Source organism: Nocardioides sp. FY1077 (genome assembly GCF_058681775.1).
This window is the reverse complement of sequence record NZ_JBZWDB010000001.1, coordinates 477,645-490,127: the sequence shown is the minus strand read 5'-3', so window position 1 is coordinate 490,127 and position 12,483 is coordinate 477,645. Positions and strand designations below refer to the sequence as shown.

The following is a 12,483-nucleotide window of genomic DNA, read 5'->3' as shown; positions in this document are numbered from 1 at the left end:
GGTCCCCGGCGCATCTCCGACGACCACCAGCGAGCTCCACGACGGAAGGCGATCGACATGAACGTGCCCAGCGCGGCCACGACCGAGGTCCGCGGACCGTACTTCGACGAGCTGACCCTGGGGCAGACCTATGCGGACGCACCCGCGGTGACGTTGACCGAGGGCATGCAGGCCGCCCACCAGGCGATCACCGGATGCCGTCTGCGCACCTCCTTGGACCGCGAGCTGGCGCGGTCGGTGGCGGGCGGGCCACTCGCGTCGCCTGCGTTGGTGTGGGACCTGTCCATCGGACAGTCGACCGCCGTCACGCAGCACGTGCGAGCCAACCTGTACTACCGCGGTCTTCGGTTCCTGCGGCAACCGTTCCTGGGCGACACCCTCCGGACGGTGACCTCCGTCGTGGGCCTCAAGGAGAACCGGCGTCGGCCCGACCGCGAGCCCACCGGTCTCGTGGTGCTGCACATCGTGACCAGTGACCAGCGAGGACGCACCGTGCTCGACTACCGCCGGTGCGCGATGCTGCCGCTGGGCCCTGGCGTCCCGGCGACGGGACACGCCGACGACGTCAGCAACCGTGGCCACCTCGACGAGGGGGACCTCGGGGCGTCCTGCTCGACCTGGGACGTCGGCGCCTTCATCGCCGGCACTGGGCCGGACGCCGCGTCGGGGCTGGTGGCCGGGCGGGTGCTGACCGTCGTCGGCGCCGACGTGGTGACGAGCGCCCCCGAGCTCGCACGCCTGACCGGCAACGTCGCGGTCGTGCACCACGACGCCCGCGCCGCCGGTGGGGAGCGCCTCGTGTACGGGGGCCACACCATCGGGATCGCGCTCCACCAGCTGACCCGGGCCGTTCCCGACATCATCGCCGTCGTCGGATGGCACTCCTGCGACCACGTCGGCCCGGTCCACGAGCACGACACGTTGGTCTCCCGGGTCGAGGTGGAACGGGTCGTGGGAGCGCCGGGGGAGGGCCGCCTCGTCACCGTCCGGGTGCTGACCTCGAAGTCCGTGCACGACGGCCAGCTCGTGCTCGACTGGCGACTGGTGGTGCTGGTGCCATGACCACTGTCGACGAGGTCGAGGCCGCCCGGAGCCTGCTGTTCGTCCCCGCAACCCGGCCGGACAGGTTCGCTCGGGCCCGCGCCTCGGGCGCGGACCTGGTCGTGATCGACCTCGAGGACGCGGTGCCCGACGGTGAGAAGCGAGGAGCGCTGGACCTCGTGCGGGGCGAGGTCGAGCGAGGCGCACGAGCGACCGTCGTCCGCATCAACGGGGTGGGCACGGCCTGGCACCACGACGAGGTCCGAGGTCTGGCGGGCTCCGAGGTGGCGGTGATGTTGCCCAAGTCGGAGTCGGGGCGCGAGGTCGCCGAGGTCGTTGCCGCGCTGCCCGGGTCGCCGGTCATCGCGTTGGTCGAGACCCCCAGGGGCGTGCTCCACGCCGATGCCATCGCGGCCGTGCCCGGAGTCACGCGGCTGGCGTTGGGCAACGTGGACCTGGCCGCGGCCCTCGGCGTCGACCCGGCCTCACGCGCGGCGCTGTGGCGGTCGCGCTCCGAGCTGGTGTTGGCGTGCGCCGCCTTCGGCATGGCCGGACCCGTCGACGGCGTGACCACCGTCCTCGACGATCTCGACCGCCTGGCCGACGACGTCCGGCACGCCGCCGACCTGGGCTTCACCGCCAAGCTGTGCATCCACCCACGTCAGGTGCAGGTGGTCAACGAGGGGTGGCGGCCGTCCGAGACGCACGTCGACTGGGCCCGCCGGGTGGTCGCGGCCGCCGGGCAGGGAGCCGTGGCCGTCGACGGGGAGATGGTCGACGCACCCGTGGTGCTCCGGGCGCGGTCCATCCTCGGTCGCGCGGCTGGAGCGGATCCGGGCAGGCCCGGCGAGGCCGACGGGAACTTGGGCCCGCCGCCGCTCTAGGGCGGCGGGCCCGCCGGCCGTCAGCCGAGCGGCGTGGTCAGTCGGCCACGAACGCACCCTTGCCCGACGTCTGCTGGTCGAAGAGCTCATAGGCCTCGACGTAGTCGGCGAGTCGCCAGGTCTCGGTGAACAGGGCGTCCACGTCGATCCCACGCTCGACCACGAAGTCTGCGCACCGTGCCATCGACGGCAGCGACATGGTCCACGAGGTCATCGCCGTCACCTGCTTGTAGAGGTGCTCGGCGAGATCGAACCGGATGGTCGATCCGACCCCGACCCAGCACGCGCTGCCCCACAGGTCGAGGACGTGCAGGGCGTCGTTGGCGGCCGTGCTGGCCCCCGAGGTCTCCAGGCTCTTCGCGACGCCCCGCCCGCGGGTCAGGCTCCGCACGGCGTCCTCGACCGAGGGGACCTCAGCGGGGTTGACCACGGCCCACGCCCCGAAGTCGCGCGATCGCTCCAGGCGCGACGGCGAGATGTCCAGCGCGATGACCCGGGCTCCCATGGCAGACGCCAGCTGCGTCGCTGCGAGACCCACCGGCCCCTGGCCGAAGACGGCGATCGTGTCGGACCCCACCAGGTGCAGGCGCTCGAGAGCTCCCCACGCGGTCCCGGTGCCGCAGCCGATCGCTGCGGCCGCGAGGTAGGAGAGCCCCTCAGGCATCGCGACGAGGGTGTGGGCGGGCACCTTGGCGAAGTCGGCGTGCGAGCCGTGGGCGGTGTTCCCCATGGCGCTCGTGCCTTCGCGACACAGCTGGGTCCACCCCGAGCGGCACTGGTCGCACTGGCCGCACCCGAAGTAGTGGTGGACCATGACTGACCGTCCGATCCACCCAGGGTCGGCTCCTGGTCCGACGGACACGACGACGCCGGCGGGTTCGTGTCCTCCGATCTCCGGTCGAGCGGCCGCCTTCGGCCCTCGGTACTTGTGCAGGTCGGTCCCGCACATCCCCGACGCCTTGATCTCGATGACCACCTCGTCCCGGCCCGGCACGGGGTCCGGCACGGTCACGAGCTCCAGCCGACGCTCTCCATGGAACACGATGCCGCGCATCTGGCAGATCTCCTCTGGTCGGAAGACAGCCAAGGCGCGTTGTCGCAGCCGTGGCCATAATGGTTACTGTCTGACATTATTGTGATGCGGCCCACGGGAAAGTCAACCGGCAGGACGACCCCCCCGGGGGGCTGCAGGGGCCCCGGGAGGGCTAGCGCCCAGGTCCGGAGTGAAGGCCAGGTGCGCCCGCAGTGTGAACCACTTCACTCGATGGTCTTGACGGGGCCGCATTCCGGGCCCAGGATGCTCACAGGGGTCTTAAAGTCAAACATTTAACACGGAACCACAGGCGTAATCAGTTTAGACAGGGTGGACATGCGAGACACGGTGTGGAGGTTCGAACAGTGACGACGACAGCTGCCCTCGGCTCGACGGAGCGTCCTGCCCCGACGAGGTTGACCAACTTGAAGTACCGGTGGCCGGCCCGGTACCGCGCCGGCTGGGTGGCGCTGGTGGTCCTCCTCCTGGTGACCGTGCCGGTGGCGCCGCGGGCGCTCAGCCCGGCCTCGATCCAGCTCGTCACTGCGCTGGCCGGCGTGCTCATCGTCGCCTCGCTGGGCCAGATGCTGGTGATCATGATCGGTTCGCTGGACCTGTCCATCGGGGCGATCATCTCGGTGTCTGCGGGGATGGTCGTCCACTACGGGGTCGCCGGGGCCAACGTCGCACTGGTGATCGGCGCAGCGCTGCTGGTGCCAGTGCTCCTGAGCCTGGTGAACGGTGTCCTGATCACCGTCCTGGGGCTCAATCCACTGATCGTCACGCTGGCCACCTTCGGCATCATCACCGGCGCGACCCGCTTGTGGACAGGGGTGTCGCTCTCGGTGACCGGGCGGGCTCCCGAGGCGCTGGTCGACATCGCTCGCCCGTCGCTGTCGGTGGTCAACGCGGTCTTCATCTACGCCTTGGTGGTGGCGGCCGTGATCGCCTGGACGCTCGGCAAGACCCGGTTCGGGCGCCAGATCGGCGCTGTGGGATCCAACCGCCGGGCGGCACGGGTGCTCGGCATGCGCGTCACCTCCGTGGAGCTGGCCACCTTCGCCCTCGCCGGCCTGCTCTACGGCGTCGCCGGTGTGCTGCTCGCGGGCTACCTCGCCACGCCCGATGTGCAGTCCGGCGCGGTCTACCAGCTCACCACCATCACGGCCGTCGGTATCGCCGGCGTCATGTTCGGCGGCGGACCGGCGAGCGTGGCCAGCGTGGTCAGCGCTGCCACCTTCCTGCAGATGCTCGACCAGTTCCTCGCGATCCTGGGCCTCGGGGCCGGCGCCCGGGTGATGATCCAGGGCTTCGTCCTGGTCGTCGCCGTGGGCGCGATCACCCTGGCCAGGTTCAGTGCCTCGGGCCTGAGCCGCGGCAGCGCCGGTCTCCGCCGCCGCCGTGCCGTTCCGCCCGCCTGAGGCGGACCGACCCACCCTCACCCACACGTCCGCTCCCGGGGCTCGGCCGTCTGAGCGACGAGCAGTGCACTTCTCACCATCCGAATGGAGAAACCATGAAGGCAACGGCTACGCAGGCCCGATTCCGGCGGAGCAGCAAGGCGACGGGAGCCAAGCTGGCTTCCCTGGCGGCCGGCTCCGTGCTCGCCCTCGCCGGGTGCGCGTCCGATCCCAGTGCAGGCAGCGGCACCTCGGGCGCCGGGTCGGAGGCAGTCGAGATCGACGTCAGCGACGAGGCCGTCGCCGACGTGATCCAGCGGGCCTTCCTCCAGGAGATCCCGGTGGAGGACCTCGACCCGGCGATCCAGCAGACCATGCGGGTGGCCGCCCAGGAGTGGACGCCCGAGATGGACGCCAAGCTCCAGGAGTGCCTGGGGCAGAACGTGTGCGAGACCGGTCGGGAGGGCCTGACCGTCGCGTTCCCCAACGACAACATCAACCCCTGGCGCCAGACGTTCCGCGCCGAGATCACCGCCCAGGCGATCGCCACGCCCGAGGTCGGCAAGATCATCTACAGCCTCGGGACCGACACGGCCAGCTGGCTGGCCAACTTCAAGAGCCTGGTGGCCCAGCAGCCCGACGTCATCGTGATGAACTCCATCTTCGGGTCCGCCATCGCGCCCGCCGTCCAACAGGCCAAGGCCGCGGGCATCGTGGTGGTCGAGGCGGAGACACCGCTTCCGGACGAGGTCGCGTCGCTGGTGGACGTGCAGGCCACCTCCGACCTGTGCGGCGCCTACGCCGACGGCGCGGAACAGGTTGTCGAGATGGTCGGTGAGGGGGCGAAGTACGGCCTCTACACCGGGATCCCCGGCAACGCCAGTGCCGCGAACTGGCAGCCCTGCCTCATCGAGGGCTTCGAGTCCGCGGGTTGGAGCAGGTCGAACGAGGGCTTCACGCAGTGGACGCCCCAGGGCAACACCCAGGAGGGCAACGCACTCTTCGCCTCCGGTGAGAACCCGGCCGCCGTGGCCTACGACTACACCATGGAGTACTTCGCCGCGCCGTTCCTCGACGCCGGCGAGACCCCGCCGATCATGATGTCCGACGTCGTCAACTACTCCTACCTCGACCAGCTGAGCCAGGCTCAGGCCGACGGTGTCGACGCCAAGGCGTTCGTGGCCAACAGCCGCGTGTGGTACGGCCGCATCGGCGTCACGGCCGGTGTCATGAAGGCCCAGGGACAGGACGTCGCCAAGCAGATCGACATCCCGTACCCCATGGTCGACGCCGACGAGGTGCTGGCCGACTACGAAGCCGGTATGCCGGCCAACGCCCCGGTGCCGACCCTGTTCGACGCCGACCAGATCACCGCGGTCCTCGAGTCCGGGTCCTGACCCACCGCCGTCCACCTCCGGCCGGGCCCACTGTGGTGGGCTCGCCCGGAGGCCGCTCCTCTCGACCATCCACTGAGAAGACCCCCATGGAGGACATCGTGTCCCTGACCCAGGAGACGTCGGCGGGCACGCCGCCGACACGCGCCGAGGACGGCGTGGTCATGAGGGGCGTCACCAAGACGTTCCCCGGTGTGCGGGCGTTGTCCGAGGTGGACTTCGACTGCAGGCCCGGGGAGGTCCACGCCCTCGTCGGTGAGAACGGGTCCGGCAAGTCCACACTGATCAAGGTCGCTTCGGGCGTGCTCGAGCCCGACGCGGGCACTGTGGTGATCGGGCAGACGCCCTTCGCCGGAGGCGGTGTGCGCAGGTCCCGCCAGCTCGGCCTGGCGACGGCGTACCAGGACACCTCGCTCGTGGCCGACCTCAGTGTCGTGGACAACGTGGCCCTCTACTTCAACGCGCTCGGCACCCCGAGGCCGGCCGACCTCGACGCGGTGCTGGCCGGTTACGGTCTGCCGTTCCGGCAGAACGAGAAGGTCTCGGCGCTCGGTCCCGGTGCCCGTCAGCTCCTCGAAGTGGCCCGCGCGATGATGACCAAGCCGCGCGTGCTGATGCTCGACGAGCCCACGGCCGCCCTCGACCTGCGCCTGGCGGCCCATCTCGAGGAGCTGATCAAGACGGCTCGCGACGACGGCATGGCCATCGTCTACGTGAGCCACCGACTGGCCGAGGTCCGGCGCTTGGCCGACCGCCTCACCGTGCTGCGCGACGGAGTGGCCCAGGGCACTTTCACCGCCCGCAACTGGGAGGTGGAGGAGATCGTCGAGATGATGGTGGGAGCCCCCACCGACCTCGAGTTCCCCCAGCGCCCCGCGGTGACGGGTGCAGCCTCCCGGCTCGAGGTCAGCGACCTGCGCGGGCGTGACTTCGGCCCCGTGAGCATCTCGGTCGGCGCCGGCGAGATCGTCGGCGTCGCGGGCGCAGAGGGCAACGGTCAGCGCGCCCTGTTGCGCGGCCTCCTCGGGATGGACACGCAGGGCGGCAGCGTCGCGGTCGACGGGCGGTCCTACCACCGGATGCGCCCGAGCAAGGCGCTGGCGGCCGGGATCAGCTTCCAGAGCGGTGACCGGGCGGCCGAGTCGATCTTCGGTCCGATGTCGGTGATGGACAATGCGACCGCGCAGCTCGGTCCGGGCGCTGGGCCTGCCGGCACCTCGCTGCTGGGTCGCCTGCTGCCAGCCCATCGGAAGGCCACCGAAGACCTCGGCATCGTGTCGGCGTCACCGTTCCAGCCGATCTCCGCCCTGTCGGGCGGGAACCAGCAGAAGGCGGTCTTGGCCCGGCCGGTGCTGCGCACCCCCAAGGTGCTGATCGTGGACGAGCCCACCCAGGGCGTCGACGCGCGTGCGCGGATGGACATCTACCGGGTCCTGAGCAGCGCTGCGGACGACGGTCTGGGCGTGCTGGTCAACTCCTCGGACTCCGCCGAGCTCGCCGGCTTGTGCGACCGCATCTACGTGATGTCGCGCGGGGAGGTCGTGCACGAGCTGAGCAAGGGCGCGACCGAGGGCGAGATCGTGAAGAGCTTCGTCGCCGCCACCGACGCCAAGTCGTCGCAGGCTCGGGCCCAGTCCGGCGGGGGCCTGCTGCGGCGATTCTGGCAGCGCGGGGCGGCCCACGTGCCCATCGGCGTCCTTCTCCTCCTCATCGTGGCCGTGGGTCTGTACACCAACAGCCAGTCGGAGTTCTTCTGGACCCCGTTCAACCTGACGAACTGGTTCCTGCTGACGATGCCGCTCGCCTTCGTGGCGATCGGACAGCAGTTCAACATGGTCTCGAGACTCTTCGACCTGTCGATCGGGTCGGTGATGAGCCTGACGGTCGTGGTCATCTCGATGACACTGCCCGACCTCACGGCAGGCTCCCTGTTGGTGACAGCCGTCGGGCTCACGGCGGTCGTTCTCCTCGTCGGCGGGTTCAACAGCCTGCTCATCGTCGTCCTCAAGGTGCCGGCCATCGTGGCCACGGTCGCCACGTTGGGCATCGTGCAGGGCATCGCGATCCTCCTGCGGCCCGAGCCGGGCGGTGCGATCGCGCCCCAGCTCGTCACCGGCATGGCGACCGGCATCAGCTACGTGCCACTGGTCTTCATCGGGCTCATCGTCCTGGTGCTGGCCATGGAGGTCTGGCTCTACCGCCACCCGCGTGGGCTCGCGCTGCGCGCGGTGGGCTACGACGGCGAGTCGGCGCTGCGCGTCGGCGAGCGCGTGTCCCTCATCCAGGCGGGATCGTTGGTCATCTGCACCTTCGGCGCGGTCGTCGGCGGCATCTTCCTCGCGTCTCAGACCGGCATGGGCTCCAACGCGGTCGGGGCCGGCTACTCGCTGCCGGTGTTCGCAGCCGTGTTCCTCGGTGGAGCGGTGCTGACCGGTGGTCGAGGGTCGTTCGTCGGAGCATTCCTCGGCGCCCTGTTCCTCGCCCTGCTCGACAACGTGACACCGCTGCTGAACATCCAGGACGCCTGGCGCCAGATCCTGTACGGCGTGATCCTGTTGGTGGCCATCGCGGCCTATGCCTCACTCGCCCGTATCCGCTCGACGGAGGAAGCATCATGAACGCTGAAGCGCCCGAGGCGCCCACGACCATCACGCCCGGTGGGCCGATCGAGGCGAGGGCGGACTGTCGGACGTTGGTCGGCGGGCGCACGTTCGTCGAGGCTCCCCGGTGGCACGAGGGTCGCGTCTGGTTCTCCGACCTGTACACCCACCAGGTCCTGTCGGCGAAGGAGGACGGGTCCGACCTGCGGGTCGAGGCCGTCGTCCCGGGGCAGCCCTCAGGCATGGACTGGTTGCCCGACGGTCGCCTGCTCGTGACCTCCATGCGGGACCGGCTGCTGATGCGCCGCGAGCACGACGGGACGATGGTCGTGCACGCCGACCTCAGCGGGCACACGGGCGGCTACTGCAACGAGGTGATCGTCGACAGCCTGGGGCGGGCCTACGTGGGAGAGTTCGGCTTCGACCTGGTGAACAGCCCGCTGACGCCCGCTTGCCTCCTGCGCGTCGATCCGGACGGCACCGTCGTGCGGGTCGCCGAGGACCTCTGGTTCCCGAACGGCTGCGTGCTGGTCCACGACAGCGTGCTGCTCGTCAACGAGACATGGGGCAACCGCGTCACCGCCTTCGACCTCACCCCGGCCGGAGAGCTGGTCAACCGCCGCACGTGGGCCGAGTTCGGCCCCCTGCCGAGCCGGACGACGATGGTCGAGCCCTTGAGCCAGTTCGCGCTCTGTCCCGACGGCATGTGCCGCGACGCCGAGGGGGCGCTGTGGATCTGCGACCTGGTGTCCCAGAAGGTGCTGCGGGTGGCAGAGGGCGGACAGGTGCTCGACGAGATCGACCCGGGCATGATGCCGTTCTCGGCCGTCCTGGGGGGCGAGGACGGGCGCACCATGTTCATCTGCGCGGCCCCGGACGGCGACGTGGAGACGCGCGCTGCGACGACCCTTGCGGCGGTGCTCACCGTGCGCGTCGAGGTGCCGGTCGCCGGTACGGCACGCGGTGCGGACCCGGCTGCGCCGAGGCGGTAGTCGGGTGCGGCTGTCCGTCGGGCAGTCGTCCTCCGGGGACGCCCCGTCGGGTCGAGTGGGCGGCTGGCGCGCGAGGCCCTCTGAAAAATGCCTTACATTTGACAGATCGTCGTATTCGACGTAGTCCTAGACGTGCGGAACACCAGCTCTGGTGACTTCCGCGACAACGAGCCGAGGAGGCAGTTCGGATGACGTGGCGGGGCGAGCGGGACAGGTTGTTCATCGACGGGCGGTGGGTCCCGGCGTCCGGCGACCCCTTCGAGATCCTGTCGCCGACAACCGAGGAGCCCATCGCCCGTGGGCGAGCGGCCTCGGAGGCCGACATGGACGCCGCCGTGTCGGCTGCGCGGCGAGCCTTCGACGGTGGATCCTGGTCGGGTCTCACCCTCGACGAGCGGCTCACCCACGTGCGGGAGCTGCGGAGGCTGCTCGACGAGGCGCGTGAGGAGGTCGCCGACCTGATCACCGACGAGATGGGGTGCCCCATCTCGCAGGCGCGCTCGCTCCAGGCGACCAGTCCGATCGCCATCATCGACGCCTACGTCGAGATCGCCGAGCAGTTCCCGTTCGTCGAGCACCGGCAGACCGCCACCGGGCGGGCGCTGGTGGGGAGCGAGCCCGTGGGCGTGGTGGCCGCCGTGACCCCGTGGAACCAGCCGATGGGTATCTGCGTGCAGAAGGTCGTGCCCGCGCTGATCACCGGCTGCACGGTGGTGCTGAAGCCGGCGCCGCAGACCGCCCTGTCGGGCTTCCTCTTCGCCGAGCTGGTCGAACGGGCCGGCTTCCCTCCCGGCGTGGTCAACGTCGTGCCCGCAGACCGTGAGGCCAGCGAGTCGCTGGTGACCCACCCGGGGGTCGACAAGGTCACGTTCACCGGCTCGACGGTGGCCGGACGCCGCATCGCCTCGCTCTGCGGCAACGACCTCCGCCGCGTGAGCCTGGAGCTCGGCGGCAAGTCCGCCGGTCTCGTGCTGCCCGACGCCGACCTCGCCCAGACCGTCGAGGCCCTGCGCATGGGGGCCTTCCGCAACAACGGCCAGGTCTGCACGTTGAAGACACGCATCCTTGTGCCCACGGAGCTCGAGGCCGAGCTGGTGGAGCGGCTCGAGGCGCTGGTCACCTCGATGCTGGTGGGGGACCCGCACGACCCCACGACGGAGATCGGGCCCATGGTGACCTCGCAACAGCGTGATCGGGTGGAGTCCTACATCGTCTCGGGCCGCGAGGAGGGCGCCGGGCTGGTGGTGGGAGGCGGGCGCCCCGAGGCACTCGACCGCGGCTGGTTCGTCGACCCGACGGTCTACCGCGGCGTGACGTCCGACATGCGGCTCGCCCGGGAGGAGGTCTTCGGACCGGTCCTGGCGGTGATGCCCTACCGCGACGAGGACCACGCGGTGGCGCTCGCGAACGACACGCCGTACGGTCTCAGCGGGGCGGTGTACACCTCCGACCTCGAGCACGGCCTCGAGGTCGCTCGGCGCCTGCGAACCGGGGTGGTCGAGCTGAACGGGTCGCCCGTCGGCCTCGGTGCTCCGTTCGGCGGTTGGGGGGCCAGCGGCATCGGCCGCGAGAACGGCCCCGAGGGGCTCGCCTCCTACACCGAGCTGCGCTCGATCGGCGTGCCGGCTGACTACTCCCCGGCGGTGCAGGCCTGACCTGTCAGCCGACTGGCTGGCAGCACAGAGCCCCCGACGCCGCCACGCGGTGTCGGGGGCTCTGGTGTCACGTGAGCGGTGTGGTGAGACCCAGGAGCCGCTCGACCGACACCTCGGCCTCCAGTGCCCACATCGAGCGCAGGAGCTCCCGGGCGCGCGCGTCCCCGAGCAGCGGCTCGGCCTGCGAGAGGAACTTCTGTGACACCTCCTGGTCCGTGAGGGGGTCCCGGGGGTGGCCCTTGGGGTAGTCCCCGACCACCTCGAGGGTCCGCCCCGACCGGAGCTCCACCTCGAAGCGACAGGCCATGCGCCACGGGAACGCCGCGGTGTACGAGGGGTCCTCGATGAGCTCGACGGTGTCTGTGACGGCGAGGAGCCGGGGGTCTGTGAACCGTTGCTGCTCGAAGGTGTCCTCCGAGATCCCACCGTCGACCAGGGCGGCAGCGATGAGGTAGGGACCGCTGTGATCGGCGGTCTCGCGGCTCGTCGGCTGCCACAGCGCCGGCTCGTGAGACCGCGCGGTGACGGACTTGCGTTCCATGAACACCCGCAGCCGAGTGATGTCGTGGGGGTCGATCTCCTCCCGCAGCTGCAGGGCGAGCTGCACCGGGAGCTGCATCTCGTAACGCAGTGGCAGGTGCTTGAAGTAGGTGTCCTCGACGCGGTAGCGGCCCCGGGTGTCACCGAACTCGCCCAGTGCGAAGCGGTGGTGCAGCTGTGTCATGAAGCCCCGTGGCCCTTCGAAGGCGAGGTCGGGACCGGTGATGCCCACTTCGGCGAGGAGCGCCGCGAACAGGCCGTTGCGGCTGCCGTTCGGCCCAGCCAGGCCCTTCCAGTTCGAGATCGACCCCACCCGGGTCTCGTACAGGCAGATGTTGGGGACCACGGCGAGTCGGAGCGCGTCGGCGGTCTGGGCCGGGCTGAGACCGAGCAGGCGCGAGGCGGCAGCCGCGGTGGCGACGGAGTGGAAGGTGGGGTGGTCCCACCCGTTGCCCCTCAGCACCACCTCGTCCACCATCTGCCCACAGACCTCGTAGGCGATGGCGATGCCCAGCAGCGTGTCTGCACCGCTGGCGCCGGCGATCTGGGCGGCTGCCAGGACGCCGCCCAGGTTGTCGCTGGGGTGGGGGCCGGTGTCACCGTGAGCGTGCGAGTCCTCAGTGCCGAAGTAGTCGTCGTTGTAGTCCAGGCAGCGGATGGCCGACCCGTTGACGAACGCCGCCATCTCCGGTGACGTCGCAGCACCGCTGCCGATCAGCGAGGCAGGGCGGGTGCTGGTGGTCGCCGCGGCCAGGCGGTGGAGCTTCGTCATCACGGTCGTGCGCTGGGCACCCACGGCGCACCCCATGGCGTCGACCAGCACCCGCTTGGCGGCTCGTCGCGCCGACGGGCTGAGATCGTCGACGGTGACGCGGGTGGTGAAGGCGGTGATCGCGCCGACGATGCTGTCGGCGATCTGGACGGTGTCCGTCTCGTCGGTCATG

General features: G+C 70.4%; 9 protein-coding genes. 7 read left to right on the top strand and 2 right to left on the bottom strand.

Going from position 1 to position 12,483, the window contains the following annotated elements:
• Positions 1-57: 57 nt before the first annotated feature.
• Together AC4OR8_RS02310 and AC4OR8_RS02305 are read left to right on the top strand one after the other, a co-directional pair.
• The gene (locus AC4OR8_RS02310) at positions 58-1,062 is read left to right on the top strand and encodes a MaoC family dehydratase (protein WP_492163957.1); all 1,005 of its coding nucleotides are present in this window, start codon (positions 58-60) and stop codon (positions 1,060-1,062) included.
• Positions 1,059-1,925 carry an HpcH/HpaI aldolase/citrate lyase family protein gene (locus tag AC4OR8_RS02305; protein ID WP_492163956.1) on the top strand — a complete coding sequence of 289 codons (867 nt, stop codon included), beginning with the start codon at positions 1,059-1,061 and terminating at the stop codon, positions 1,923-1,925. The genes AC4OR8_RS02310 and AC4OR8_RS02305 overlap by 4 nt, the downstream gene beginning before the upstream one ends.
• Positions 1,926-1,962: 37 nt before the next feature.
• Here the strand turns inward: AC4OR8_RS02305 and AC4OR8_RS02300 are convergent, their stop codons facing one another.
• On the bottom strand, positions 1,963-2,979 hold the full coding sequence (locus AC4OR8_RS02300) for a zinc-binding dehydrogenase (RefSeq protein ID WP_492163955.1): 1,017 nt from the start codon (positions 2,977-2,979) through the stop codon (positions 1,963-1,965).
• A 404-nt stretch (positions 2,980-3,383) separates the two neighbouring features.
• Here AC4OR8_RS02300 and AC4OR8_RS02295 point away from each other — a divergent pair, with 404 nt between their 5' ends.
• The 5 genes from AC4OR8_RS02295 to AC4OR8_RS02275 all read left to right on the top strand — a co-directional run bounded on the left by AC4OR8_RS02295 (position 3,384) and on the right by AC4OR8_RS02275 (position 10,999).
• Positions 3,384-4,379, top strand: coding sequence for an ABC transporter permease (locus tag AC4OR8_RS02295; protein WP_492163954.1), 996 nt, complete (start codon positions 3,384-3,386; stop codon positions 4,377-4,379).
• Between the two features lie 179 nt (positions 4,380-4,558).
• Positions 4,559-5,755 (top strand): sugar ABC transporter substrate-binding protein, encoded by a 1,197-nt coding sequence (locus tag AC4OR8_RS02290; protein ID WP_492163953.1) that lies wholly within the window; start codon positions 4,559-4,561, stop codon positions 5,753-5,755.
• Between the two features lie 86 nt (positions 5,756-5,841).
• Positions 5,842-8,370: an ATP-binding cassette domain-containing protein gene (locus AC4OR8_RS02285; RefSeq protein ID WP_492163952.1), complete on the top strand. Its 2,529-nt coding sequence runs from the start codon at positions 5,842-5,844 to the stop codon at positions 8,368-8,370.
• The gene (locus AC4OR8_RS02280; protein ID WP_492163951.1) at positions 8,367-9,344 is read left to right on the top strand and encodes an SMP-30/gluconolactonase/LRE family protein; all 978 of its coding nucleotides are present in this window, start codon (positions 8,367-8,369) and stop codon (positions 9,342-9,344) included. The genes AC4OR8_RS02285 and AC4OR8_RS02280 overlap by 4 nt, the downstream gene beginning before the upstream one ends.
• A 188-nt stretch (positions 9,345-9,532) precedes the next feature.
• Positions 9,533-10,999, top strand: coding sequence for an aldehyde dehydrogenase (locus AC4OR8_RS02275; protein WP_492163950.1), 1,467 nt, complete (start codon positions 9,533-9,535; stop codon positions 10,997-10,999).
• A gap of 67 nt (positions 11,000-11,066) precedes the next feature.
• Here AC4OR8_RS02275 and AC4OR8_RS02270 read toward each other — a convergent pair whose 3' ends face one another.
• A complete protein-coding gene (locus tag AC4OR8_RS02270) occupies positions 11,067-12,482 on the bottom strand; it encodes an MmgE/PrpD family protein (protein WP_492163949.1) in 1,416 nt (471 codons plus the stop codon).
• Position 12,483: the final 1 nt, after the last annotated feature.

Excerpts from the sequence above, each read along its gene's own strand:
- AC4OR8_RS02310 (WP_492163957.1), top strand. The coding sequence starts at position 58 with ATGAACGTGCCCAGCGCGGCCACGACCGAGGTCCGCGGACCGTACTTC.
- AC4OR8_RS02305 (WP_492163956.1), top strand. The coding sequence starts at position 1,059 with ATGACCACTGTCGACGAGGTCGAGGCCGCCCGGAGCCTGCTGTTCGTC.
- AC4OR8_RS02300 (WP_492163955.1), bottom strand. The coding sequence starts at position 2,979 with ATGCGCGGCATCGTGTTCCATGGAGAGCGTCGGCTGGAGCTCGTGACC.
- AC4OR8_RS02285 (WP_492163952.1), top strand. The coding sequence starts at position 5,842 with ATGGAGGACATCGTGTCCCTGACCCAGGAGACGTCGGCGGGCACGCCG.
- AC4OR8_RS02280 (WP_492163951.1), top strand. The coding sequence starts at position 8,367 with ATGAACGCTGAAGCGCCCGAGGCGCCCACGACCATCACGCCCGGTGGG.
- AC4OR8_RS02275 (WP_492163950.1), top strand. The coding sequence starts at position 9,533 with ATGACGTGGCGGGGCGAGCGGGACAGGTTGTTCATCGACGGGCGGTGG.
- AC4OR8_RS02270 (WP_492163949.1), bottom strand. The coding sequence starts at position 12,482 with ATGACCGACGAGACGGACACCGTCCAGATCGCCGACAGCATCGTCGGC.